The sequence below is a fragment of the Pseudomonas sp. 14P_5.3_Bac1 genome (assembly GCF_025466135.1).
In the GTDB taxonomy this organism is placed as follows: Bacteria; Pseudomonadota; Gammaproteobacteria; order Pseudomonadales; family Pseudomonadaceae; genus Aquipseudomonas.
The window spans coordinates 1-23,434 of record NZ_JANLOF010000007.1; the positions used below are offsets into that span (position 1 = coordinate 1).

Sequence of the window (23,434 nt, forward strand, 5' to 3'; positions counted from 1 at the left end):
AAGACCTTTTGGTTACTTTTGGGGCGTTTGCCAAAAGTGACCCGCTGTAAGAGCGGAACCGCCAGCCGCCGTTACCGCAGCAACGGATATGCCCCCTAAAAAACGCCCGCCATCAGCAACCACTCAACTCCCATCCCCACCATGAGCCTCTTCAAAGAAGTAATCCTTCCAACTCGCCGCCTTGTTCTTCAACACCCCCAGCTCCTGCAATTTCTCGGCATAGATATAGGTCCGCTGCGGCACGATGGTGAAATCGATCTCCGGGTCCTGGACAATTTTCTCCACCAGGTCCAACGGCAGCTTGGATTGCTCCACACGGATATACGCCTTCGCCGCGGCCGGCTTATCGGCCTTGATGATCGTCTCGGCCTCAGCCAGCGCGTCGTAAAACGCCTTATAGGTCTTGGGGTTCTCGTCGTGGAATTTCTCAGTGGTGTAAAGCACGTTGAACGTAGCCTGCCCGCCAAGGATGTCGTAGGAACTGAGCACCTTGTGCACGTTAGGGTTGAGCAACTCCTGGTACTGGAACGGCGGGCTGGAGAAGTGCGAGTTAATCTCCGAACCACCGGCAATCAACGCCGCCGTGGCATCAGGGTGAGCCAGGCTGATGGAGATATCGTCAAACTTCTTGTAGTTCGCATCGCCAAACTGCTTGGCGGTTTCGATCTGCAAAGTGCGCGACTGAAACCCCACACCGGCAGCGGGCACGGCGATGCGGTCTTTCTCGGTGAAGTCCTTGAGGGTCTTCACGTTAGGGTTGTTGGTCAGCAGGTAATTGGGCATCGAGCCGAGGGAGGCGATGGCCTTGACGTTCTGCTTGCCCTTGGTGCGGTCCCACAGGGTGAGCATCGGCGGCACACCGGCCGAGACCACGTCCAGCGCGCCCGCCAGCAGCGATTCATTCATCGCCGTGGCGCCGGAGATGCTGTTCCATTCCACCTTGATATCCAGCCCCTGCTCCTTGCCGTGTTTCTCGATCAAGTGCTGGTCGCGCACCACGTCGAGGATCAGGTAGCCGATGCCGAACTGCTGGGCGATGCTGATTTTGCCTTCGGCCTGGGCACCGGGGCTGAGCAAGCTGCCAGCAGCGGCCAGCGACGCAACCAATAAGGTCAGGGAGGAACGCTTGAAAGTCATGGGGGAATCTGCCGCGTTTTCGGGAAGGTGATGAAGCCTAGCGGCGTTTTTTAAGACACGAAAAGAATATATAGCTCTATTCTTATGCAATAAATCAGCAGCTCTGAACGGCGGCGATGTTCGAGCGTCCGACACCAAAACCTGCCAGCACGTGGTCGAGGTTTTCCAGGGTTTTACGCGTTTGCGCTGCGTCGCCATCGACGGGGGTTGATTGGGGAAACGCTAACAAGGCTATTGGCGAATGGACGTCGACCCTGAAGCGAGTACCTTTCGCGCAAAAAATCCCCATGGGCGCCGCTCGGCTGGTATTGTGCCGCGCTTTGAAATGCACCTGCCGACCTGCGAGGAAATGGACGTTGAACACTGACGATAAAATGACCGGGGACCTGTTCGAGGTGGATAAGCGCCTGTCACTCAAGCCCGTGGTGGACTTCAACGCCTACCTGCGCAGCGCGTTCGGCGACGGCCCATGCACCTGCGTACGCTGCGCCGCCAGCAACGGTGACGAAACCGGCTACGCGTTCCAGCACAGCTTCAACTTCGACGGCAAACCCAGCCACCGCCGCTTTGCCTCGACCGCGGGCAGTGATGTGCTGACGATGCTGAAAAAAGCCTGGCTGTCGTACACCAAGGCCGAGCTGCCGCTCAGTGGTGAGCTGTCGCTGGACACAGTCAAGGAGTTCGTCGAGCCGCAGTTGCACAAGCGCGTGGCGCCGTTGTTTGTGGCCAGTGGCCTGGTCAAGAACGTGGACGGCGTGCTGCAGATCCAACCGCAGGCGGCAGCCTGACGTGAATGCGGGAGGGGCTTGCCCCCTCCCGGTTTGCGCTGTGTTTGGTTTAGAAGCCTGGAACGCCCTGCAGGCGTAAATCAGGCGTCACTTCTTCCAGCGGTTCGACAATCGGCCGCTCATCCATGCCCGGCAGCAGGATCACCTTGCGGCACTCCTCCTCGGCCTTGTCAAACAACTCATAGCCGCGCGCAGCCTGCTCCAGCGACAACCGATGCGTGACGATCGCCTCGGGGTTCAGATGCCCCAGCTCGATGTGCTCAAGCAACTCCGGCAGGAAGCGCTGCACATGGGTCTGGCCCATTTTGAACGTCAGCCCCTTGTCGAACGCGTCGCCAAACATGAACCCGTGAATAAACCCGGCATACACCCCGGCCACGCTGACCACCCCGCCACGGCGCACGGCAGCGATGCACTGGCGCAGGGCCTTGCCGCTGCTGCCTTCGATCTTGAGCGTGGTGAGGATGGTCTCGGTGGTGCTGCCCTTGGCTTCGAACCCCACGGCGTCCACCACGCCATCGACCCCGCGCATGCCGGCGGTCTGGCGAATGATGGTGTCGGCGGGGTCGTCATCTTCTTCGAAGTTGATCGGGATCACCCCGTACATTTTTTGCGCGTAGGCCAAGCGATAGGGATGGTCATCGACCATGAAGATCTGCTCGGCGCCAAGCATCTGCGCGCACGCCGCGCTGAGCAGGCCTACCGGGCCGGCGCCGTAGATCGCAACGCTGGAGCCCTTGCCGATGCCGGCGTTGGTCACCGCCTGCCAGGCCGTGGGCAGGATGTCCGAGAGGAACAGGACCTTTTCATCCGACAGCAACCCAGGCACCTTGAATGGCCCGGTATTGGCTTTCGGCACCCGCACCAGCTCGGCCTGGCCGCCGGGAATGCCGCCATACAGACGGCTGTAGCCGAACAACGCGGCCCCCGGCGGGATCGCCTTTTTATTCAGGATCGCGCCACGCCCGTCGTTGGTGGTTTCGCAGGCGGCAAATTGTTGCAGTTGGCAGAAGAAGCAGTCGCCACAGGCAATCACGAACGGAATCACCACGCGGTCGCCGCGCTGCACGGCCGTCACTGCCGGCCCGGTTTCCTCGACGATGCCCATGAACTCATGGCCGAAGATGTCGCCGTGCTCGACGGTCGGGATCTTGCCGCGGTACAGGTGCAAGTCCGAGCCGCAAATGGCGGTGGCGGTGACGCGCAAAATAATGTCGTCGGGTTGCTCAATGATCGGATCGGGCACCGTATCGACCTGCACTTTGTGCGCGCCCTGGAAAGTCATCGCTCGCATGCTCTGCACTCCTGTTGTTGAGAAGGTGTTGAAAGGGTTATTGATTAAGGGGCGCGACACCTGCGAGCGTTCCGTCGAGGTAGGGCCACAGCCGATCAGTGGTCGCCGCTGATGCGCGCCAAGCTCAGCGCAGTCGGGTGACGGTGAGCGCCACCACGGCGATCCGCTCGACGCCCTCATAGCCGGGTTTTTCCAGCTCTTCGCCAAAGACGTCAGGGTCGATTTCGCGGTAGGTCCAGCCGTAGTCAGCACTGGCCACCAGCGGTTTGATCACCTCCAGAAAGGCATCGGCGCCGGCCACCATCGCCACGCCCGTGTAGAGCACCAGACTGCCGCCCAGAGCCAGGCGCTCGCGGGATTCGCTGACGATACGCACCGACAACTGCGCCCCCAGAGCACCGCCACCATGGCGGTAGGCGCGCTGATGCTGGTCATTCATATAGGGCGGGTTGGCAACGATCAGGTCGAATTCGCCGTCGACGCTGGCCAGTATGTCGCTGTGGTACGCGCTGACATTCGCCAGGCCCGCCAGCTCGGCATTCACCGCGGTCATGCGCAAAGCGCGGGGGTTGATGTCCACCGCCAGCACGTCAGCGTCAGGCCGGGCGCGGGCGATGACCAATGCACCGACACCCGCGCCGCAACCGATGTCCACCGCCCGCCGCACAGGGTCGAAACGCTGTTGCAGATAGGCTTGGATCACGTGGGCAAACCGGTAGCTGTCTGGGCCGAAAAACACCGCGTCGGCCTGGGTGGTCGGGTACGGCGAGTGGGCGAACAGCAACTCGTCCAGGCTCGACCAGCGCACGGTGCTGCGCCACAGGGCGTCGTGTTTTTCGATCACCTGCGCTTGCTGCAATTCTTCGCGAAAGGCCTCAGGCAACAACGCGTTATCAAATGGCAGCGACCAGCCGAACACATCGCGCATCGTCATCGCCAGCGGCGTTGCCAGGCGCTGACACACCCGTTGATGGGTCAGGGGCGTCGGCGTGATAAACCGGTAGCCGTTCTCCTTCAATCCGCGGCCCAGGTTCAACAAGGTGCGATCAACGAGCTGCTGTGCTGACATGAACGACACTCCTCAGCGCAGACGCGCGCGCAGTTGGATAAAGCGCCGCGTCGCGTAAAGCCCGGCCGGGGCGCAATGGCGCCGCGCCGACATCCACGGAATCAGCGCATCGAGCTGCTGTTCATCGGGCAGCTTGCACAGCGACTCAACCAACGCCTGGGTGTCCGGATCGGCCGGGCGATGCTGCTCCCGGGAGAAACGGCTGCCGCGCCCCGGCCGTGCAGGCGGCACGCGCTCGCCGCTGACCCAGTCACCGGCAATCCAGTCGTGCAGCAGCTGCTTTTCAGCGCCGCTGAACACGCCGAACATCGCTGCACCGGCGCCCTCGATCAGTTGCCAGAAGCGGCTGTCGGCAGGGTCCTGGTTGCGCTTGATCCAGCCTTTGTCTTGCAGCGCCTGAAGGAACTCAGCGATCTGCCCAGGCTGTGCCAGCCATTGATTGACGGTTTTGCCCTCGAAGCGGCAGTAATCGGAATGCATGTGCTGGCCGTACGTGCGCTTACGCTCAAGCATGGCCACCACTTGCTCCTGAACGTCGAAGCGCTCGATCACGGCCGTGGTGCCCGGCCCGAGGTCATTGAGCTGATAACCGCGGGCCACGCGGCGGTAGAACTGCTCCCTGCCCTCGCCCAGCGGCAGCAGGTTCAACACCGCTTGCGCGGCCTTGCAGGCATGGCCGCTGCTGGCGTTGTCGATGGTGACGTGGAGGGTGAAGTAATAGGGATCGATGCCCAGCTCGCTCAGCTCGTACGAGGTGATCAGCAGGTGCAGGGGTAATTGCTCATAGCCCAGGTTGTAACCGATCACCTCTGGCAGAAACTCCTCGGTACACAGGCCCAGCGCCAGTTGCAAGGCGCCTTGCAGGTAGTCGTCATCATTGAGGCCGGCTTCGCTGTCGGCATCGTGCTCGCTGAGCAGCTTGCGATAGATCACCACATGGTTTTGCGCCGCTTCGCCGTCGCCCAGTTCTTCGAGGTAGGTGGTCAGCAGCCCATCGAAGCGCTGGTCCTGCCAATAGCGCAGTAAACCGTACAGCCAGGCGCCATCGACCTGTTTGGTCGGCGCCAGGCATTGCAACACGTACAAGGCGTGGGCCTTGTTCTGGAAGTAGCGCCGTGGCTGACCCTGCTGGCGTTGCTCCAGGTAGTCGGCGTAGTCGCGGGCCACGGCGGCGCAGCGCTGTTCGACCCACGCGGGCAGTTGTTCGGGCGTGTCGGGCAATTCGCAGGGCACGTCCTGCACCTGGGCCAATTGCGCCAGCAAGAATTCCCGTGCCAGCGCCTCGCAACCCTCCGTCTCGTTGTACAGCTGCTGGTACACGCGTTGATGGCGGCCGTCGGCCGAGTCAGTCAGGGTGGCCGGTTGGCCCGACAGCGCTGTAAGAAGCGTCATGATGGCAGTTTCCACAAAGTCCGATACAACTCGGCTTTCTCACCAGAAAGCCCCGCAAGAGCGCTCAAAACGCGCGCTTCTAAAGTGCAGAGCATCTGGCTGTGGGGAAAATTCAATCGGCATTGCATGGCTGCGGATCAGCGGTTATTCGGCACCACTCGACAGATGCCAGGGGGCTGTAGACCAACTCCAGGCTTTACGACTACGTTGGCTGCGTACGAACGGGAGATTCTCTTCCTCGTATTGCAAGGCGCCCATGGCTGGATGTTGCGCGACATCGCCGCGCCGGACACTGCCATGTCGCGCATCAGCCAGGCCATCCAATGGATTCGCCAGGATTTTGCCGAACCGGATACGAAAGCGCGACCCAGTTCAGCCGCGACTATGCGCGGGTGTTCGGGCTGCCGCCCGCGCGGGACACGGCGCGGATTTTGGCAGCGAACAAAGGGGGGGCAGTAGACACAAAACCTGTGGGCTGAGCGGCCCATTGGGGCGAGTGGGTTTGTTGTGGCGAGCGGGCTTGCCCCGCGTTGGGCTGCGAAGCAGCCCCATAAAAGACGCCGAGTTCACCCAGACAGCATTCGGTCGTCAGGTTTTGGGGCTGCTTCGCAGCCCAACGCGGGGCAAGCCCGCTCGCCACGGTAAGCCCGCTCGCCACGGATGCTGTGTTACTTACGCGCTGCCTCCCACGACTTGAGCAGGTCGTTGTAGCTCACGGTTTCGCCTTTGGGTTTCTCATTGGCCAGTTTCGGCTTCGGCGCGCCGGGTTGGTCGAACCAGTATTGGGCATCACGCTCGGGGTTCATTTTCGGGCCGCATATTGGCTGCACGTTGGAGCGTTCCAGGCGCGTCATGATCGCGTCCTGCTCCTTGGCCAGGTTGTCCAGCGCCTGCTGCGGGGTTTTCTCGCCGCTGGCGGCGGCGGCGATGTTGCTCCACCACAGTTGCGCCAGGCGTGGGTAGTCCGGCACGTTGGTGCCGGTCGGGGTCCACTCGACCCGTGCCGGGCTGCGGTAGAACTCCACCAGGCCACCGAGTTTGGGCGCCAGGTCGGTCATGGCCTGGGAGTTGATGTCGGACTCACGAATCGGCGTCAGGCCAACGATGGTTTTCTTCAGCGAGACGGTTTTCGAGGTCACGAACTGCGCGTAGAGCCAGGCCGCGAGTTTCTGCTTCTCGGGCGTCGACTTGAGGAACGTCCAGGAGCCCACGTCCTGATAGCCCTTCTTCATGCCCTTTTCCCAATAAGGCCCGACCGGCGATGGCGCCATGCGCCATTTCGGCGTGCCGTCGGCATTCACCACCGGCAGGCCCGGCTTGGTCATGTCGGCGGTAAACGCGGTGTACCAGAAGATCTGCTGGGCGATGTTGCCCTGGGACGGCACCGGGCCGGATTCGGAGAAGGTCATGCCCGCCGCTTCCGGTGGCGCGTAGGCTTTCATCCAGTCCACGTATTTCTGCGTTGCGTACACCGCGGCCGGGCCGTTGGTGTCGCCGCCGCGGGTCACGCTGGAGCCCACCGGGTGGCAGTCCTCCACGCGAATGCCCCACTCGTCCACCGGCAAGCCGTTGGGCAGGCCCTTGTCGCCGCCGCCGGCCATGGAGAACCAGGCATCGGTGAAGCGCCAGCCCAGTGACGGGTCTTTTTTGCCGTAGTCCATGTGCCCATAAATACGTTTGCCGTCGATTTCCTTGACGTCTTCGCTGAAGAATTTGGCGATGTCTTCATAGGCCGACCAGTTCACCGGGACGCCGAGGTCGTAGCCGTATTTTTCCTTGAACTTGGCTTTCAGCTCCGGCCGCTCGAACCAGTCGGCGCGGAACCAGTAGAGGTTGGCGAATTGCTGGTCGGGCAGTTGGTAGACTTTGCCGTCCGGCGCGGTGGTGAACGAAAGGCCTATAAAGTCCTTGATGTCCAGGGTCGGCGAGGTGAAGTCCTTGCCTTCGTTGGCCATCAGGTCGGTGATCGACTCGGTCTTGCCATAGCGAAAGTGCGTGCCGATCAAGTCCGAATCGTTGACCCAGCCGTCATAGATGTTCTTGTCGGACTGCATCTGGGTTTGCAGCTTTTCCACCACGTCGCCTTCCTGCAGCAGGTCGTGGGTCAGCTTGATGCCGGTGATTTCGCTGAAGGCCTTGGCCAGCACCTTGGATTCGTACTCGTGGGTGGTGAGGGTTTCCGACACCACGTTGATCTTCATCCCACGAAACGGTTCTGCCGCCTTGATAAACCACTTCAACTCTTCGAGCTGCTGGTCTTGGGTGAGGGTGGACGGTTTGAACTCGCTGCCGATCCATTTTTTCGCCGCGTCTTCGTACGCATCGGCCCAGGCCGTGGCGCTCAAACCGCTGAGGGCCAGTACGCCGGCCAATGAAATGCTATGTCGCAGCTTATTGTTTTTATTCAACATAGAGACCTCCTGGTGGTTTATTCACAAGGGCACTAGCCCCAACGCATCACACTCAACAGCCATACCAGGGACAGCGCGGACGCCACCCAGATGCTCCAGTCGGTAACGCCGATAACCAGTAAATGCAGGTAGGCGCTGCCGAGAAGACCGATAAACAGGCGATCACCACGGGTGGTGCTGATCGGTAAAAAACCGCGCCGAGGGATGCTCGGCGAGCGCAGTTCCCAGGTGGTCATGCCCACCAGCAGCACGCCGATGGCCGCAAAGAACAACGCGGTGGGAGTGGTCCAGGCCATCCATTCCATCATCGACTCCTCAGACCCGGCCCAGGGCAAAGCCCTTGGCCACGTGGTTGCGAACAAACCAGATCACCAGCATGCCGGGCAGGATGGTCAACACCCCCGCCGCCGCCAGCACGCCCCAATCGATACCCGAGGCCGAGACCGTGCGGGTCATCACCGCCGCGATGGGCTTGGCGTTGACCGAGGTCAACGTGCGCGCCAGCAACAGCTCGACCCAGGAAAACATGAAGCAGAAAAACGCGGTTACCCCGATGCCTGAGCCGATCAGCGGGATAAAAATCTTCACAAAAAACTTGGGAAAGCTATAGCCGTCGATGTAGGCGGTTTCGTCGATTTCCTTGGGCACGCCGGACATGAAGCCTTCCAGAATCCACACCGCCAACGGCACGTTGAACAGGCAATGTGCCAGGGCCACGGCGATGTGTGTGTCGAACAGGCCGATGGACGAATACAGCTGGAAAAACGGCAGCAGAAACACCGCCGGCGGCGCCATGCGGTTGGTCAGCAGCCAGAAGAACAGGTGCTTGTCGCCCAGGAAGCGGTAGCGTGAGAAGGCGTAGGCTGCCGGCAGCGCCACACTCAGGGAAATCACCGTGTTCAGGCTCACGTAATACAGTGAGTTGATATAGCCGGTGTACCAGCTCGGGTCGGTGAAGATCACCTTGTAGTTGGCCAGGGTGAAAGCCTGCGGAAACAGGGTCAGCCCGCCGAGGATTTCGGTGTTGCTCTTGAAGGACATGTTCAGCAGCCAGTAGATCGGCACCAGCAGGAAAAGGACGTAGATCAGCAGCGGTATGACCTTGCGTTTGCTCATGTTGGCGGCCTCAGCGGTTGGCGTCGGAGTGGGTCATGGCGGTGTAGAACAGCCAGGACACCAATAGGATGATCAGGAAGTACACCAGCGAGAACGCCGCCGCCGGGCCCAGGTCGAATTGGCCGACAGCCATCTGGGTCAGGGTCTGACTGAGAAAGGTGGTGGCATTTCCCGGGCCGCCGCCCGTGAGGACAAAGGGCTCGGTGTAGATCATGAAGCTGTCCATGAACCGCAGCATCACCGCGATCAGCAGCACGCTTTTCATCTTCGGCAACTGGATATGCCGGAACACCGCCCAGGCCGATGCACGGTCTATTCGCGCGGCCTGGTAGTACACGTCCGGGATCGCGCGCAGCCCCGAGTAACACAGCAACGCCACCAGTGAAGTCCAGTGCCACACGTCCATCACCAGCACCGTGACCCAGGCGTCCATGGTGTTGGCCGCGTAGTTGTAGTTGATGCCCATGGCGTTGAGGGTTGAACCGAGCAAACCGATGTCGGCACGGCCGAAGATCTGCCAGATGGTGCCTACCACGTTCCACGGAATCAGCAGCGGAATCGCCAGAATGATCAGCACCAGCGACGACCAGCGGCCCTTGGTCGGCATGGTCAGGGCGATGGCGATACCCAGCGGGATTTCGATCAGCAGCACGCAGGCCGAGTAGATGAACTGGCGCAGCAAAGAGTCATGCAAGCGCGGGTCGAGCAGCACCTGCTTGTACCAGTCGGCGCCGACAAAGTATCGGCTGGACTGGTCGAAGATGTCCTGCACCGAGTAGTTGACCACGGTCATCATCGGGATCACCGCACTGAACGCCACCAACAGAAACACCGGCAACACCAGCCACCAGGCCTTGTTGTTCTGCACCTTGTTCATGGCTGCACCTCCAGCAGGTAGTCATCGGCGTAGACCATCAGCCACTGGGCCGGGAAGCTGATCGAGGCGCTGCCCCGGGGCACCGGTTTGTCTTCGGCCAGGCGTATTTTCAACGGCGCGCCGTCGAGGTTGAGGGTCATGATCTTGTAAGTGCCAAGGTCTTCGACATGGGTGACATCGGCCTGCAGCGCGTCAGGGTTGTACTCGTCCCACACGTGGATAAATTCCGGACGGATGCCCACCTGCAGTTTTTTGTAGTCGGTGTCGCGGATGCGCTGCTGCATCGCCTCGGGCAACGGCAGCAGCGTGCCGGCAAACCGCACCCCGCCCGCCTCGGCCTGCACTTCAATCAGGTTCATGCCGGGGCTGCCAATGAAATAGCCGACAAACGTATGGCTGGGCCGCTCAAACAACTCGCGCGGCGTGCCGAACTGCACGATCTGCCCGCCGTACATCACCGCGATCTTGTCGGCAAAGGTCGAGGCTTCAAGCTGGTCGTGGGTCACGTAGACCATGGTGATATTGAACTGCTCGTGGATCTGCTTGAGCTTGCGCCGCAGTTTCCACTTCAGGTGCGGGTCGATCACCGTCAGCGGTTCGTCGAACAGGATTGCCGACACGTCATCACGCACCAGGCCACGGCCCATGGAGACTTTCTGCTTTTCATCGGCGGTGAGGTTGCGCGCCTTTTTGCTCAACAGGGTTTGCAGGTCGAGGACTTCGGCAATTTCCTGCACCTTGCTGTGAATTTTCGCCTCGGGCATGCCTTGGTTGCGCAGCGGAAAGGCCAGGTTGTCGAACACCGTCATGGTGTCGTACACCACCGGGAACTGGAACACCTGGGCAATATTGCGGCGTTCCGGAGTGAGTTCGTTGACCACCCTGTGGTCGAACAGCACCTGGCCCTCCGAAGGGTTGAGCAGGCCGGAGATGATATTCAGCAAGGTCGACTTGCCGCACCCGGACGGCCCGAGCAAGGCGTAGGCACCGCCCTGCTCCCACACGTGGTTCATTTCCCGAATCGCGTAGTCTTCAGGGCCGGCGGGTGTAGGGCTGTAGCTGTGCGCGAGGTTCTGCAAATGGATCTCGGCCATCAGGCAACCCTCGCTACGCGGCGCCCGGGGGCCTGGACCAAGCGGCCCTGGCCATCGAACACAAACAGTTTATGGGTGGGGATATACACGCGGATCGGCGCATCAACGTCGTACTCGTGCACGCCCGGCAGGTGCAGCACCAGCAGGAAATGCTCACTGCGCACGTGCAGGAAGGTTTCCGAGCCGCTGATTTCGGCCACTTCCACGGTCACGGCCAGTTCCAGGTCATCGTCGTTGCTCGGCACCAGGCTGATATGGCTGGGGCGCACGCCAAAGCGGAACTCGCCCTCGCCGATGGGGCGCAGGTCGACGTTGAGCGGGAAGTGCACAAAATTGGCGAAGCTGACTTCATTGCCGCTGATCCGCCCCGGCATCAGGTTGATCGGCGGCTCGGAAAACAATTCGGCGGCCAGCACGGTCTGCGGCTGATGGTACACCTCGGCAGCCTTGCCGCTCTGGATCACCCGGCCCTCATGCAGAATCGTGGTGGTGCCGCCAAGGGCGAGGGCTTCATTAGGCTCGGTGGTGGCGTAGAGGGCAATGGTGTGGCGGGCCTTGAACAGCTCGCGCATTTCCTGACGCAATTCTTCGCGCAGTTTGTAGTCCAGGTTCACCAGCGGTTCATCAAACAGGATCAGCTCGGCGTCTTTAACCAGCGCGCGGGCCATGGCCGTGCGTTGCTGCTGGCCACCGGACAGCTCCAACGGATGGCGCTGCAGGAATTTCTCGATGCGCAGCATTTTCGCGGTTTCGAGCACCTTGCTTTGGATCAGCTCGTTGGACACACCGGCCTGGCGCAGCGGCGAGGCGATGTTCTCGAACACGGTCATGGTCGGGTAGTTGATGAACTGCTGGTAGACCATCGACACGTTACGCAGGCGCACCGGCTTGTGCGTGACGTCCACGCCATTCATCAGGATGCGGCCACTGTCGGGCTTGTCCAGGCCGGCCATCAGGCGCATCAGGCTGGTCTTGCCGGACAGCGTGCGACCCAGCAAGACGTTGAAGGAACCGGCTTCGAAACGCAGGTTGGCGTCGTCGATCCAGGTCTGGCCTTCGACGACGCGGGAGACATGTTCCAGGGTCAATGACATGACACGCCCTTTTTTATTATTGGAGTGAATCTGGCAACGACTCAGAGCGAGTTTCGTGCCAGATGCGGCAGGTGCTTGATCCCTAAGGAAATGGGCCAGATTGGCTGTTCAGGCATCAACAGAAGTGAACAATTGGAGCTGAACAACTGAACAACTGGCGGGTTGACAATGAACAGTTGTGAACAACAATTGATGGGCGACACAGATTAAAGGTGGGAGCGGGCTTGCTCGCGAATGCGGTAGAACAGTCGGCATCTGTATTGACTGACCCACCGCATTCGCGGGCAAGCCCGCTCCCACATTTCGCCCCTGTTTCTTCAGCCAGATTGTGCAAGCCCAATAACAATAAAAAAGAAGGTCGCCTCCATGGCCGAACCCCTGGCTCACGACACCCTCATCCAGGATTCCTGGCGCCGCTGCCGCGCGTTTGGCCTGGACCACCAGAGCACGCCCAGCTTCGACCAACTGCCCGCCGAGGGCATCAGCCAATTGCTGGAAAGCCAGCATTCACTGGTGCAGACCACCCACCAGGAAGTGCTGCCCTACTACGAAAACATCCTGAGCAATTCCAACTGCCTGATCATGCTGGCCGATAACCAGGGCCAGGTCCTGACCTCGTGGGGCACCCAGCGCTTTATCGAGCCGAAACTGGCGCGCGGTTTCAGCGCCGGCGCCAGCTGGAGGGAGCGCAGCAGCGGCACCAATGCGATCGGCACCGCGTTGGCCTGTGCCCAGGCGGTGCATATCGAGCACGACGAACATTTCCTCAAGGCCAACCGCTTCATGACCGGCTCGGCGGCGCCGATCTTTGATGCCCAGCGCGAAATCATCGCGGTGCTGGATGTGTCCAGCGACAGCTATCTACCGCCCTCCCACACCCTGGGCATGGTCAAGATGATGAGCCAGACCGTAGAAAACCGGCTGATCCTCAACCTGTTTCGCGGCGAGCATTTCCAGCTGACCTTCAACACCGGCCTGAACAACCTCGACAGCCAGTGGGCCGGCCTACTGATTTTTGATGAGAGCGGGCAAGTGCTGTCGGCCAACCGCCGTGCGGACAACTTGCTGGGCATCAGTTTGTCGCGGGTGCTGATCGACAGCTTGTTCAAGGTCTCGTTGCTGGAGTTGCTGAACCAGCCGGAAGGCTTGCCGTTCTCGCTGCAGGCGGCGGGACGCAATCGGTTTCAGTGTTTATTGAAACGGCCGAAGAAGATGCCGATACAGGCGCGGGTCTTCAGTGAGCCCAAGCCGGGCAAGCCTGCCGAGCTGAAGCCGACCTCGATCAGCCTCAACACCCTGCACTTTGGCGACGCGCGCGTGGAAAAAGCCGTGCGCCAGGCCGAGCGTCTGCTGGAAAAAGACATTCCGCTGCTGATCCACGGCGAGACCGGCGTCGGCAAAGAGGTGTTCGTCAAAGCCCTGCACCAGGCCAGCTCGCGCAGCGCGCAGGCGTTTATCGCGGTGAACTGTGCGGCGATTCCGGCGGAGTTGGTCGAGTCAGAGCTGTTTGGCTATGAAAAAGGCGCCTTCACCGGCGCCAATCAGAAAGGCAGCATCGGCCTGATTCGCAAGGCGGACAAAGGCACGTTGTTTCTGGATGAGATCGGCGATATGCCGCTGCCCACCCAGGCCCGACTGCTGCGGGTGTTGCAGGAGCGCTGCGTGCAGCCGGTGGGCAGCAGCGAGCTGTTCCCGGTGGACTTGCGGATCATCTCCGCCACCAACCGCGCGTTGCGCGAATGGGTGCAGGCCGGGCGCTTTCGCGAGGATTTGTACTACCGCATCGGCGGCCTGACGCTGGAGCTGCCGCCGTTGCGCGAGCGCACCGACAAGCAGGCGCTGTTCCAGCAGTTGTGGCAGCAGCACCGCGAACCAACTCAATGGGCCGGGCTGAGTGCCGAGGTGCTGGCGTTGTTCGAGCAGCACCCGTGGCCGGGCAATTTGCGCCAGGTCAGCAGCGTGTTGCAGGTAGCGCTGGCCATGGCCGAGGAGCAGCCGGTGCGCCCCGAGCACCTGCCGGATGATTTTTTTGTGGATTTGAACGTGCCAGCGCCGTTGCCTGCCAGCCAGGGTGTGGAAGATGGCATCGACCTCACGCAACGCTTGAAGGCCGCTGGCGGCAATATTTCCCACCTGGCGCGGGAGTTGGGCGTCAGCCGCAACACGTTGTACAAGCGCCTGCGCCAGCATGAACCTTGACTTAACGCGGCTTGACCACCACCAGCAAGTCCGTGAAGTACTCCACTTGGATCGGCAGGTTATCGGCCAGTGCCGCGAGCGCCGCCGCGGTGTCGTCGAGCTTGAACACACCGGATACCCGCAGGTTTTGCAGGGCCTGTGGGTCAAACCGCACCAGGCCATGGCGGTAGCTGGCGAGGGTTTGCAGCACATCGCTCAAGGGCTGGTCATTGACCTTGAGCAGGCCACGCGTCCAGGCGTCCGGGTCGGTGTTGCCAATCGCCTGCGGCGACTGGGCGCGGCCATGGTCAAGCACCGCACGCTGGCCGGCTGCGACCTTGACGCCCTCTGCGCCCTCGCCTTTGACTGCCACGCTGGACTCGATCACCGTGACCACGGTGGTGCCGTCTGCGGCGCGCTTGACCAGGTAGCGGGTGCCCAAGGCGGTGGCCGTGCCTTGATCGGTGCGCACCACGAACGGCCGTTGCGCATCCTTGGCCACCTCGACCCATAGCTCGCCCTGCAGCAACTGGATCACGCGTTGGTGGCCGTCGAATTTCACGTCCACGGCCGAGTTGCTGTTGAGCTGCAAGCGGCTGCCGTCCTCGAGCGCGACCTGACGGCGTTCACCGACACCGGTGCGCTGATCGGCCATCCACACTGGCGCGCGCTCCAGACCGACCCAGCCGCAGAGCAATACGCCGAGTAAACCCAGCACCTGTGCGCCCCGCGAGCGTCGTGGGGCGAAGGCACGGTTAAGGGCGATGCGCGCCGGGCGCGCGGGCACGGCGTCGAAATTGCCCCACAGCGCACGCATGCGTTCGATGGCGACGGCATGGCGCGGGTCGGCCTGGCACCAGGCGTTGAAGGCCTGGCGGTCGGCGTCGCTGACGTCTTCGTCGTGCAGGCGTGTCAGCCAGTTCGCCGCTTGCTGGATGATGTGTTCAGTGCTCACGACAGCGGGTCCGCCGCGTGCAGGCTGTGGTAGCAATGCACCAGCGCCGTGGAAATGTAGTTTTTGACGGTACTGGGCGACACGTCCAGGCAGCACGCGATTTCGCTGTACGTCAGCCCGTCGAGGCGGCTTAACAGAAAGGCTTCGCGGGTCTTGGCGGGCAAGCCGGCGAGCATCTCGGCGATGCGCTCCAGGGCCTGCAACGCCACGTGGATTGCCGCAGGATCAGGCATGCCGGCGTCTTCGCACTGAATCACCAGGGCTTGCATGTAGGCCTTTTCGATGCGGCGGCGGCGGGCGCCATCAATCAACAAACGCCCGGCGGTGGTGGCGAGAAAGGCCCGTGGTTCCTTGATGTTGTGGGGTTCGGCCAGCATCAGGACGCGGATGAACGCGTCGTGGGCCAGGTCGGCGGCGTGCTGCGAACAGCCGAGTTTTTTGCGCAGCCAGCCGTGCAACCAGCCGTGGTGCTCGCGGTACATTGCCGTGAGGGTCTGCTGACGGGCGCCATCGCCCGGCGCGGCCGGAATGTCATGCATGCGCAAAAACTTCTCAAATGGGAAATATTACCAATTGCGCGAACAATGCCAGCAAAACGGTATGAGGGCAAGGGGGCTCAGGTCTGCTGCTTTTCGGGCTTTACAGGCTGGTAGTTGTGGCGAATGGGCTTCCCGTGGTGGGCAGGCTTCTTGTGGCGAGTGGCTTCCTGTGGCGAGCGGGCTTGCCCCGCGTTGGGGCGCGCAGCGGCCCCAGTAGGCCCACCGCGTTTTGGCAGATAGAACGCGGTCGCTGGTTTTGGGGCTGCTGCGCAGCCCAACGCGGGGCAAGCCCGCTCGCCACAGTAAGCCTGCCCACCACAGTGAGCCCGCGCTCCACAGTAAGTCCGCTTGCCACAGTAAGCACGCCAGTCACAGACGTCTGCTCACCACACGGTTGCTTAACGCCAACTCCACGACACGCCGGTATAAATGCCTCGCCCGTCTGCCGGTGTGGACCGTGCCACATCCAGGCCCTTGTCGTCATAGCCCGGCGTGACCGTATTGGCGTAGCGCCGGTTGGTGAGGTTGCGCACATCGACCCAGGCTTGCCAGTCCTGTTTGGGCGCGTCGTAGCCGAAGGTGGCGCCGAGGGTGGTGTAGGCCGCCGCGTAGTAGGAATTGGCGTAGTCCACCGCCACGCGCGAGGAATGCTCGGTGTTGAGGCTGGTGTAGAACCCCGTCGGGTGGCTGTAGCGCAGTTGCGCCTGGTAGTAATGCTTGGGGATGCCCGGCAGGGTGTTGTCGCCGAAGCGGTCGTCGTCGCGGTAGTGGAAGTCGCTGAACGTGTAGGCCTGGCGCAAGGCCAGTTGGCCATTGCCGCCGCCGTCCCACAGCGGGCTGAGCAGGCTCAGTTCCACACCCTGGTGCACGGTGGGGCTGGCGTTGGCTTCGGCGACGATCGCGTTGGTGGTGGCGGTTTGCGCCTGCGTTTCGACGGTAAGCAGTTCGTGACGCACTTCTGAGCGGTACAGCGCCAGGTCCCACTGGCCAAACCACTGTTCGCCACGGCCGCCGACTTCCACAGTGGTAGCGGTCTGATTGCGCAGGCGCACGCCTTCACGCTGCAAGCCGGTGGCCGGGCCGCTGCCGGTGGGAAAGTATTTATTGGAACCCCAGATCATCGACCACGCATGCGGTGGCTCGACCGAGCGACTCAGGTTGCCATACACCTGCAATTGCGCGTTGAAGTCATAGCGCAGGCCGATACGCGGGGCATAGTCCCAGTCGTGCTGGCTCAACGGCGCCTGACCTTCGGGATAAGTGACTTGGGTTTCGCGGCGGGTGTAGATCGCGGCCAGGCCGGTGGTCAGCCATAGGTCCGGTACCAGCTCCAAGTCGTTGCCGACATGCAGCACGGTGTCAGCGCCGAGATAGCTGTAGTCGCGGGTCTTGGTACCGGGCGCGTAAATAGCCGTGTTGCCGGCAGGCGTGCGCACGTATTCCGAGGCACCGTTATTCGGCATCGCCTGGGTGCTGCGCAGCCCTACCGTGGTCTTGCTGTCGTGGCCGAACAGCAGGTCCTGGCGGATGTAATTGAGCGTGCCACTGACGTCGGTGTAGGCGACTTTCAAGCGATTGGTGCCCTCGCGCAAGTCCATCGGATAGTCGTGATAGGCCAGCCCGACTTCAACGCGGGAATTATCATCCAACTGCAAGGTGGTCTTGTTCGCGATCCAGGTCGAACCGGGCTGCAAACGCTTGGAATCGCGGGCGGCGTTGAGGCTGTTGGCGGCCGTCGGATCGTGGCTGATCTGGTCACGCGTCAGCTTGCCGGGGGTGTCATTGGTGGTTTCGCGGTAGCGAAAATAGAAGCGCGTTTCCAGGTCCGGGTTGAAACGGTAGCCGAAGTTGGCGGCGATGCCCTTGCCGGTACCGGCGCTCTGGTGCTGGTAGCCGTCGGATTCGGAGTCGGTGAGGCTGATGTAATAGTCGGCATCGCCCAGCACCTGGCCGGAGCTGATCTCGCGCTGGGCATAACCGCGACTGCCTGCTTCATAACGCACCTGAAGTTTGGGTGCGTCGTAACCCGTGCGGGTGACGTAATTTACCGACCCACCCAAAGCCAGCGCGCCCTGGTCAAAGCCATTGGCGCCGCGCAGCACTTCGACGCGGCTTTGCCACAGTGGGTCCTTGAGTTCGTAGGGCGTGCCGCCTGGGCCGGTCAGCGGCAAACCGTCGAACATTTCATACAGGCCGGAGGCGTGCGAACCAGGGCTGCGGTTCAAGCCCGAACCGCGTATCGAAAGCTTCACGCCTTCATTGTTGGCCGCCTTGGCGTACACCCCGGCCTGGTACTTGAACACGTCTTCATTGGTGCTGACCCGGCCCTGCTGCACGCTGCTCATGTCGATGTAGTTGGTGCCACCGGGCACGCTGTTGAGTTGCGCCTGGGCCACTTCGCCTGCGCTGACCTCGCTGCTGGTGACCTCGACCGGTGCCAGTTGCAGGTCTTCGGCCTGCACCAGTGAACTGAGGGTCAAGGCGGCAAAAAGGAGCGGAGGTTGGCGCAACAGCATGGGCAGATCCTTGGAATTTGGGGGCGAGACAGGCCTGGGCCGAGCACGCGAACAGGGGTGGGAAGCCACGCAGGCTTACCGAGTCACGCCTTATTAACGGACCAGACCCTTCCCACAACAGCTTCGGACGGCCTGTGTTGGTTAAGTCCAAAATCGAATTAACACATGCAAACTCAGTATTTAAGGAAATACGGCCGAGCTGATGTGGGCGATGTACACGGCACGCGCCGGGCTTGCCGTGTTGACCGCCCAGGCGGCGCCCTCCATTGATACGCGCCAGGCGTAAGACCGATGAATTTTCTGCAGGCACTTGCCGAGTCAACCGAACCGCTTCCAAAACCTGGCACCGATGACGACGACACCAGCCTGTGTGTCGCGCAGCGCCTGCGCAGCAAACGCCACCTGTCGCTGGACGGCCTGGCACGCGCCTGCGGCGTCCGGGCAATGCTGGCGCAGATCGAATCGGGCCGCAGCGTGCCGTCGATCAAGGTGCTGTGCAAAATTGCCAAGGGGTTGAAGGTGTCAGTGGCGGCCTTTCTAGAAGACCGCGCCTTTGAAGGCGTGGAGGTGTTGCCGGCGCAGCAGAGCAAACGCCTGGTGGTGCCGATGGTGCGTTTGTCAGCCGCGCGTAGTTCCCCTACGACACGGCCCTCCACCGGCGATTCGATCCTGTTCTACGCCGACCAGCCCCAACGCTACCGCAACTCGGCGGACAGCGAGGCGGTGGCGTTTTTGGCCTCTTGTATAGGCAGATAAACGTCGCTGTAGATATGCGATTAGGCTCTTGAGACCAATCGTAAGGAAATAAACGATCTAACCCGCTTCAAATAAACCCTGCTGGGGTCTCATCGGCCGTCGACGCCAGCGAGCGCAGCAAATCATCCGCCTCCGTGCCCTGCGCAAATCTGAACCCAAGCATTTCGTCACACGCCAGAACATTCGCGAGCGCGTCACGCAACTGCGCCTCTGTCGGCGCGTCGCGCAGCAGTTTGTGGGCGGGCAATAGCACGTCAGCGGGGACGCCTTGAGCACTTGCCACGTCGATCACGGCAAACAGGATAAATCGCAGGCGGACTTCGCGATCAGTAGGCCAAACCGTTTTGCGCTTTCCCAAGGTAGGCACTCATCGTTAAGAAAAGTCCGAGGCTATTGCCGACCGTGGGTATGTTTCAAGCAAAGGGGGGCAAGATAGGCCGTTTCCCACATATGAAAGGGAAATGCCGCACCGCATGATCGGTCCCCGCATCACTGCACGGGCAAAAAATTCATCAGCAGCAAGCTCTGCGCGTAATTGAGTGCAACGCGCCGGTAACGCTCGTCAAGCATTTGGGCAAGCAGGTCGAGGCGCGCAACCACTTTGCCGAACTCAACGGCGAAACTGAGGTTGCTGCCCTCCTCCGAGATTTCATTGGAGAACAGCAGCAACACGCCATTGGCGTCCTGACGCTGGCTGAGCAGCCAGGTGGCTTTCTCGATATTGCGCGCGGCATTGCTGACAAATTGCGGGTTGATCGAGTCGGTGACATAAAACTGCGTGCGCCCACCGTGTGCAGTCACCAGCATGCTGCCGATGGCATAGATAAACGCCCCGACCCGGTCGCCGCGAAACTCCGGGCTCAGCGAATAGCTCAAAGCCACCAGGTCCCGACGGTCCCCCAGGGCAGGCAGCGGTTGCCGGTTCTCAATGGCCCGGCGAATTTCCCGCGCGGCACTTACGGCATCGGTATAACCCGATTGGCGCCACTGGTTGGGGTTGCGCAGGTAGAGCTTGTTCATCAGCACGTACAGGCTTTGCAGGTTGTCGCGCATGCTCAGGGTAGCCATGCGGTCGACGCTGGTCTGAAAAAACTCATCGGGCTTGCCATCGCGCAACTGCCTGGCGATATCGCGGCCCTGTTGCTGGCTGCAGCCAGTGGCACAGAGCATAAACACCGCTGCGATCAGCAGCGGCCAGCGGGTGATAAAAGCAATTGACGTTCGATCCATCGGCACCGGGTCTGGCTGCTGTCCACGCGCAGAATGAGCGCGGTCGTGACAGGGATAGATCAGAAGAATGAAAAAAAGTGCGGCGCACCGGCCTGGATCAGCAAAGGCCTACAGGCTAAAAGCATGCGCAGTGGTGCAATCCTGTCGAATTCTTGCCTGATCCTCCGAGTTGTCGATGACTGGATCGATAGCTGTTGCGCCGTGGTCTAGAGTGCAACGATGGGCAACTTATAAAAAAAGCCACACCAACCGATGATCAGCAGGTGAACCATGCAATTACGTATCAACCAGAAATCCTACGAGGTCGATGCCGACGCCGATACGCCGCTGCTCTGGGTGATCCGTGATGACCTGGGGCTGACCGGCACCAAATACGGCTGCGGCCTGGCCCAGTGCGGCGCCTGCTCGGTGCTGGTGGACGGCAACGTGGTGCGCTCGTGCGTCACGCCAGTGGCGGGTGTGGTTGGCCACGAGGTCACCACCATCGAGGCGATCGAAGCCGATGACGTGGGCAAGCGCGTGGTCGCGGCCTGGGTCGAGCATCAGGTGGCGCAGTGCGGTTACTGCCAGTCCGGGCAAGTGATGGCCGCCACTGCGCTGCTCAAGCACACCCCGGCGCCCAGCGATGCGCAGATCGAGGCGGCGATGATCAACCTGTGCCGCTGCGGCACCTACAACGCCATTCGCACAGCGGTGCATGACCTGGCCGTTCAGCCCGCCCGGCAGGAGAGCGCCTGATGAACACGCGCAACGCCGTCCTCGACACGCCATTGGGCGAACCGATCAACCTGTCCCGGCGCCGCTTCCTGGCCAGCACCGCCGTGGGCGCGCTGGTCATTGGCTTCGGCCTGCCGCTGGGCACACCCAGGGCCTACGCTGCCACGCCCAACGCAGCAGAACGCGGCACCCAAGTGCCGGCGTTTTTAGAGATTCGCCCTGATGGCACCGTGCGGTTGCTCAGCCCCTTCATGGAAGGCGGCCAGGGCACTCACACCGCCATGGCACAGATTGTCGGTGAAGAGCTGGACGCCGATCCCGCCACCTTCATCGTCGAGGCCGCGCCGCCCGGCGATGCGTATGTGGTGATGGAAAACGGCATGCGCATCACCGGCGGCAGCATGTCGGTGCGCATGAGTTACCCGACCATGCGCCGCCTCGGCGCCCTGGCCCGCGCGATGCTGCTGCAGGCCGGCGCCGAGCAGCTTGGCGTGCCGGTCGCGCAACTGACCACAACACCCGGCCGCGTGGTGCATGCCGCCTCCGGCCGCTCGCTGGGCTACGGTGAGCTGGCCGGGCGCGCCCTGGACATGCCAGTGCCCGACCCGGCCACCATCACCCTGCGCGACCCGAGCCAATTCCGCTGGATTGGCAAGCCGGTCAAACGCCTGGATGCCTACGACAAATCCACCGGCAAGGCGCAATACAGCATCGACTTGAAAGTTGACGGCATGCTCCACGCCGCCGTCCAGCACGCGCCGCGCCTGGGCATGACCGTGGGCAGCCTGCGCAATCAGGCGCAGGTCGAAGCCATGAAGGGCGTCCACTCGGTGCATCAACTGCCCGGCGCCGTGGCCGTGGTGGCCGAGCGCTGGTGGCACGCCAAGCGCGCGGTGGAGGCGATCCAGGTCGAATGGCTGGAAGCCGCTGCAGATTCGACCGTACGCGCGATGCCGGCGGATTTTTCCAGCGACAAGTACCGTGACTTCCTCGCCGCCCAGCAAGGCCCGGCGCGTGACGACGAGAACGAAGGCGATGTGGCCGGCGCGCTGGCCAACGCCAAAACCAAAGTCGAAGCCACCTACCATAACCAGTACGTCAACCACGCCCAGCTGGAGCCGCCGTCGGCATTGGCACGCTTCAACCCCGACGGCACGCTGGAGGTGTGGCTGCCGAACCAGGCGCCGGATATGTTCCGCGCCGATATCGCCAAACGTACCGGCCTCGACCCGGCGAAGATCACCCTGCATTCACCGCTGCTGGGCGGGTTTTTCGGCCGGCACTTTTTGTATGACTCGGCCAACCCTTACCCGCAGGCCATCGCGCTGGCCAAGGCAGTCGGTCGCCCGGTCAAGCTGATCTGGAGCCGTGAAGAGGAGTTCCTGCGCGATGTGCTGCGCCCGGTGGCGGTGGTCAAGTTCCGCGCCGCGCTGGACGCACAAGGGTTGCCGGTAGCCATTGAAGCGGTGAGTGCCACCGAAGGCCCCAGCGAAGCCATCGCCGGTAAACAGGGCGACAAAATCGACCCCACGGCCCTCGAAGGGCTGTCGGGCAAAAGCTATGCGATCCCCAACAAGCGCATCGCGCAGATCTACGTCAAAGGCCCGACCATGCTCGGCTACTGGCGCTCGGTGGGCAATTCGCTGAATGACTTCTTCTATGAAGCGTTTCTCGATGAGCTGGCCGACAAAGGCGGCCAAGACCCCTACGAGCTGCGCCTGCATTTGCTGCGCGATAACCCGCGGCTGACTACGCTGCTGCAGGCGGTGGGCGAGTTGTCCGGCGGCTGGAAGCGTGGCCCCTACACCGCAGAAGACGGCAGCCGCCGCGCGCGCGGCGTGGCCATGGCCTCACCGTTCGGCTCCCACGCTGCGGTGGTCGCCGAGGTGTCGATCGAAAACGGCCAGGTCAAGGTGCACCACATCTGGGAAGCCATCGACCCGGGCAGCATCGTCAACCCGGCGATTGTTGAAGCGCAAGTGAATGGCGCGGTGGCCCTGGGCTTGTCGCAAACCTTGCTGGAGGAAGCGGTGTACGTGGACGGCAAACCACGGGCGCGCAACTACGACCTGTACCCGATCCTGCCGCTGTCGCGGATGGCGCAGGTGCACGTCAAGATTGTCGAGAGTGGCGAAAAGATGGGCGGCATCGGCGAACCGCCGTTACCTGCAGTGGCGCCGGCCGTGGCCAATGCAGTCGCGCACCTGACCGGCCAGCGCATTCGTAGCCTGCCTTTGAGCCGATACACTTTCGCCTGACCGACAAGGAACG

Annotated in this window: 19 protein-coding genes and 2 pseudogenes; 6 read left to right on the top strand and 15 right to left on the bottom strand. The window is 62.0% G+C overall.

The window, feature by feature from the left end; all coding sequences use genetic code 11:
• Window positions 1-123: 123 nt before the first annotated feature.
• The gene (locus tag NTD89_RS01035; RefSeq protein ID WP_262206150.1) at window positions 124-1,137 is read right to left on the bottom strand and encodes an ABC transporter substrate-binding protein; all 1,014 of its coding nucleotides are present in this window, start codon (window positions 1,135-1,137) and stop codon (window positions 124-126) included.
• A 356-nt stretch (window positions 1,138-1,493) separates the two neighbouring features.
• Here NTD89_RS01035 and NTD89_RS01040 point away from each other — a divergent pair, with 356 nt between their 5' ends.
• Window positions 1,494-1,925, top strand: coding sequence for a hypothetical protein (locus tag NTD89_RS01040; RefSeq protein WP_262206151.1), 432 nt, complete (start codon window positions 1,494-1,496; stop codon window positions 1,923-1,925).
• A gap of 49 nt (window positions 1,926-1,974) precedes the next feature.
• Here the strand turns inward: NTD89_RS01040 and NTD89_RS01045 are convergent, their stop codons facing one another.
• The 3 genes from NTD89_RS01045 to NTD89_RS01055 form a co-directional block, all read right to left on the bottom strand.
• Window positions 1,975-3,219, bottom strand: coding sequence for a zinc-dependent alcohol dehydrogenase (locus tag NTD89_RS01045; RefSeq protein ID WP_262206152.1), 1,245 nt, complete (start codon window positions 3,217-3,219; stop codon window positions 1,975-1,977).
• Between the two features lie 124 nt (window positions 3,220-3,343).
• Entirely contained in the window at window positions 3,344-4,288 is a 945-nt protein-coding gene (locus NTD89_RS01050) for a class I SAM-dependent methyltransferase (RefSeq protein WP_262206153.1), read from the bottom strand.
• A 12-nt stretch (window positions 4,289-4,300) separates the two neighbouring features.
• Window positions 4,301-5,680, bottom strand: a complete 1,380-nt coding sequence (locus NTD89_RS01055; RefSeq protein ID WP_262206154.1) for an iron-containing redox enzyme family protein — start codon at window positions 5,678-5,680, stop codon at window positions 4,301-4,303.
• Window positions 5,681-5,896: 216 nt separating this feature from the next.
• On the opposite strand from NTD89_RS01055, the pseudogene NTD89_RS01060 reads away from it, so the two are divergent.
• Window positions 5,897-6,159 (top strand): annotated as a pseudogene (locus NTD89_RS01060) (AraC family transcriptional regulator); the annotation flags it as partial.
• A gap of 189 nt (window positions 6,160-6,348) precedes the next feature.
• Here the strand turns inward: NTD89_RS01060 and NTD89_RS01065 are convergent.
• The 6 genes from NTD89_RS01065 to NTD89_RS01090 are packed head-to-tail and all read right to left on the bottom strand — an operon-like array spanning window position 6,349 to window position 12,272.
• Window positions 6,349-8,091 carry an ABC transporter substrate-binding protein gene (locus NTD89_RS01065; RefSeq protein WP_145163614.1) on the bottom strand — a complete coding sequence of 581 codons (1,743 nt, stop codon included), beginning with the start codon at window positions 8,089-8,091 and terminating at the stop codon, window positions 6,349-6,351.
• Window positions 8,092-8,123: 32 nt separating this feature from the next.
• Window positions 8,124-8,396 carry a DUF2160 domain-containing protein gene (locus NTD89_RS01070; RefSeq protein WP_106580628.1) on the bottom strand — a complete coding sequence of 91 codons (273 nt, stop codon included), beginning with the start codon at window positions 8,394-8,396 and terminating at the stop codon, window positions 8,124-8,126.
• 10 nt (window positions 8,397-8,406) lie between these two features.
• On the bottom strand, window positions 8,407-9,207 hold the full coding sequence (locus tag NTD89_RS01075) for a carbohydrate ABC transporter permease (protein WP_145163611.1): 801 nt from the start codon (window positions 9,205-9,207) through the stop codon (window positions 8,407-8,409).
• Between the two features lie 10 nt (window positions 9,208-9,217).
• Window positions 9,218-10,084: a carbohydrate ABC transporter permease gene (locus NTD89_RS01080; RefSeq protein WP_017137728.1), complete on the bottom strand. Its 867-nt coding sequence runs from the start codon at window positions 10,082-10,084 to the stop codon at window positions 9,218-9,220.
• Window positions 10,081-11,178 (bottom strand): ABC transporter ATP-binding protein, encoded by a 1,098-nt coding sequence (locus NTD89_RS01085; RefSeq protein ID WP_262206155.1) that lies wholly within the window; start codon window positions 11,176-11,178, stop codon window positions 10,081-10,083. Before NTD89_RS01085 ends, NTD89_RS01080 begins: the two co-directional genes overlap by 4 nt.
• Entirely contained in the window at window positions 11,178-12,272 is a 1,095-nt protein-coding gene (locus NTD89_RS01090; RefSeq protein WP_262206156.1) for an ABC transporter ATP-binding protein, read from the bottom strand. The genes NTD89_RS01085 and NTD89_RS01090 overlap by 1 nt, the downstream gene beginning before the upstream one ends.
• 366 nt (window positions 12,273-12,638) lie before the next feature.
• Here NTD89_RS01090 and NTD89_RS01095 point away from each other — a divergent pair, with 366 nt between their 5' ends.
• Window positions 12,639-14,471: a sigma-54-dependent Fis family transcriptional regulator gene (locus NTD89_RS01095; protein WP_145163605.1), complete on the top strand. Its 1,833-nt coding sequence runs from the start codon at window positions 12,639-12,641 to the stop codon at window positions 14,469-14,471.
• A 1-nt stretch (window position 14,472) separates the two neighbouring features.
• Here NTD89_RS01095 and NTD89_RS01100 read toward each other — a convergent pair whose 3' ends face one another.
• The 3 genes from NTD89_RS01100 to NTD89_RS01110 form a co-directional block, all read right to left on the bottom strand.
• Window positions 14,473-15,405, bottom strand: a complete 933-nt coding sequence (locus tag NTD89_RS01100; RefSeq protein ID WP_262206157.1) for a FecR family protein — start codon at window positions 15,403-15,405, stop codon at window positions 14,473-14,475.
• Complete coding sequence (locus NTD89_RS01105; RefSeq protein WP_262206158.1) at window positions 15,402-15,944, bottom strand: sigma-70 family RNA polymerase sigma factor; 543 nt, start codon at window positions 15,942-15,944, stop codon at window positions 15,402-15,404. The genes NTD89_RS01100 and NTD89_RS01105 overlap by 4 nt, the downstream gene beginning before the upstream one ends.
• Window positions 15,945-16,342: 398 nt before the next feature.
• Window positions 16,343-18,460: a TonB-dependent receptor family protein gene (locus tag NTD89_RS01110; RefSeq protein ID WP_262206159.1), complete on the bottom strand. Its 2,118-nt coding sequence runs from the start codon at window positions 18,458-18,460 to the stop codon at window positions 16,343-16,345.
• A gap of 291 nt (window positions 18,461-18,751) precedes the next feature.
• Here NTD89_RS01110 and NTD89_RS01115 point away from each other — a divergent pair.
• A pseudogene (locus tag NTD89_RS01115) lies at window positions 18,752-19,216 on the top strand (helix-turn-helix domain-containing protein).
• 67 nt (window positions 19,217-19,283) lie between these two features.
• On the opposite strand, the gene NTD89_RS01120 reads toward NTD89_RS01115, so the two are convergent.
• Both NTD89_RS01120 and NTD89_RS01125 read right to left on the bottom strand, forming a co-directional pair.
• Window positions 19,284-19,574 carry a hypothetical protein gene (locus NTD89_RS01120; RefSeq protein WP_145163598.1) on the bottom strand — a complete coding sequence of 97 codons (291 nt, stop codon included), beginning with the start codon at window positions 19,572-19,574 and terminating at the stop codon, window positions 19,284-19,286.
• Between the two features lie 131 nt (window positions 19,575-19,705).
• The gene (locus tag NTD89_RS01125; RefSeq protein WP_262206160.1) at window positions 19,706-20,446 is read right to left on the bottom strand and encodes a hypothetical protein; all 741 of its coding nucleotides are present in this window, start codon (window positions 20,444-20,446) and stop codon (window positions 19,706-19,708) included.
• A gap of 270 nt (window positions 20,447-20,716) precedes the next feature.
• On the opposite strand from NTD89_RS01125, the gene NTD89_RS01130 reads away from it, so the two are divergent.
• Both NTD89_RS01130 and NTD89_RS01135 read left to right on the top strand, forming a co-directional pair.
• Entirely contained in the window at window positions 20,717-21,184 is a 468-nt protein-coding gene (locus NTD89_RS01130; protein WP_262206161.1) for a (2Fe-2S)-binding protein, read from the top strand.
• Window positions 21,184-23,421 (top strand): xanthine dehydrogenase family protein molybdopterin-binding subunit, encoded by a 2,238-nt coding sequence (locus tag NTD89_RS01135; protein ID WP_262206162.1) that lies wholly within the window; start codon window positions 21,184-21,186, stop codon window positions 23,419-23,421. The genes NTD89_RS01130 and NTD89_RS01135 overlap by 1 nt, the downstream gene beginning before the upstream one ends.
• The last annotated feature ends 13 nt before the right edge of the window (window positions 23,422-23,434 follow it).

Bases quoted from the DNA above. Each gene is read 5' to 3' on its own strand.
- NTD89_RS01035 (WP_262206150.1), bottom strand. From the start codon at position 1,137: ATGACTTTCAAGCGTTCCTCCCTGACCTTATTGGTTGCGTCGCTGGCC.
- NTD89_RS01045 (WP_262206152.1), bottom strand. From the start codon at position 3,219: ATGCGAGCGATGACTTTCCAGGGCGCGCACAAAGTGCAGGTCGATACG.
- NTD89_RS01050 (WP_262206153.1), bottom strand. From the start codon at position 4,288: ATGTCAGCACAGCAGCTCGTTGATCGCACCTTGTTGAACCTGGGCCGC.
- NTD89_RS01055 (WP_262206154.1), bottom strand. From the start codon at position 5,680: ATGACGCTTCTTACAGCGCTGTCGGGCCAACCGGCCACCCTGACTGAC.
- NTD89_RS01065 (WP_145163614.1), bottom strand. From the start codon at position 8,091: ATGTTGAATAAAAACAATAAGCTGCGACATAGCATTTCATTGGCCGGC.
- NTD89_RS01070 (WP_106580628.1), bottom strand. From the start codon at position 8,396: ATGGAATGGATGGCCTGGACCACTCCCACCGCGTTGTTCTTTGCGGCC.
- NTD89_RS01075 (WP_145163611.1), bottom strand. From the start codon at position 9,207: ATGAGCAAACGCAAGGTCATACCGCTGCTGATCTACGTCCTTTTCCTG.
- NTD89_RS01080 (WP_017137728.1), bottom strand. From the start codon at position 10,084: ATGAACAAGGTGCAGAACAACAAGGCCTGGTGGCTGGTGTTGCCGGTG.
- NTD89_RS01085 (WP_262206155.1), bottom strand. From the start codon at position 11,178: ATGGCCGAGATCCATTTGCAGAACCTCGCGCACAGCTACAGCCCTACA.
- NTD89_RS01090 (WP_262206156.1), bottom strand. From the start codon at position 12,272: ATGTCATTGACCCTGGAACATGTCTCCCGCGTCGTCGAAGGCCAGACC.
- NTD89_RS01095 (WP_145163605.1), top strand. From the start codon at position 12,639: ATGGCCGAACCCCTGGCTCACGACACCCTCATCCAGGATTCCTGGCGC.
- NTD89_RS01105 (WP_262206158.1), bottom strand. From the start codon at position 15,944: ATGCATGACATTCCGGCCGCGCCGGGCGATGGCGCCCGTCAGCAGACC.
- NTD89_RS01110 (WP_262206159.1), bottom strand. From the start codon at position 18,460: ATGCTGTTGCGCCAACCTCCGCTCCTTTTTGCCGCCTTGACCCTCAGT.
- NTD89_RS01125 (WP_262206160.1), bottom strand. From the start codon at position 20,446: ATGGATCGAACGTCAATTGCTTTTATCACCCGCTGGCCGCTGCTGATC.
- NTD89_RS01130 (WP_262206161.1), top strand. From the start codon at position 20,717: ATGCAATTACGTATCAACCAGAAATCCTACGAGGTCGATGCCGACGCC.
- NTD89_RS01135 (WP_262206162.1), top strand. From the start codon at position 21,184: ATGAACACGCGCAACGCCGTCCTCGACACGCCATTGGGCGAACCGATC.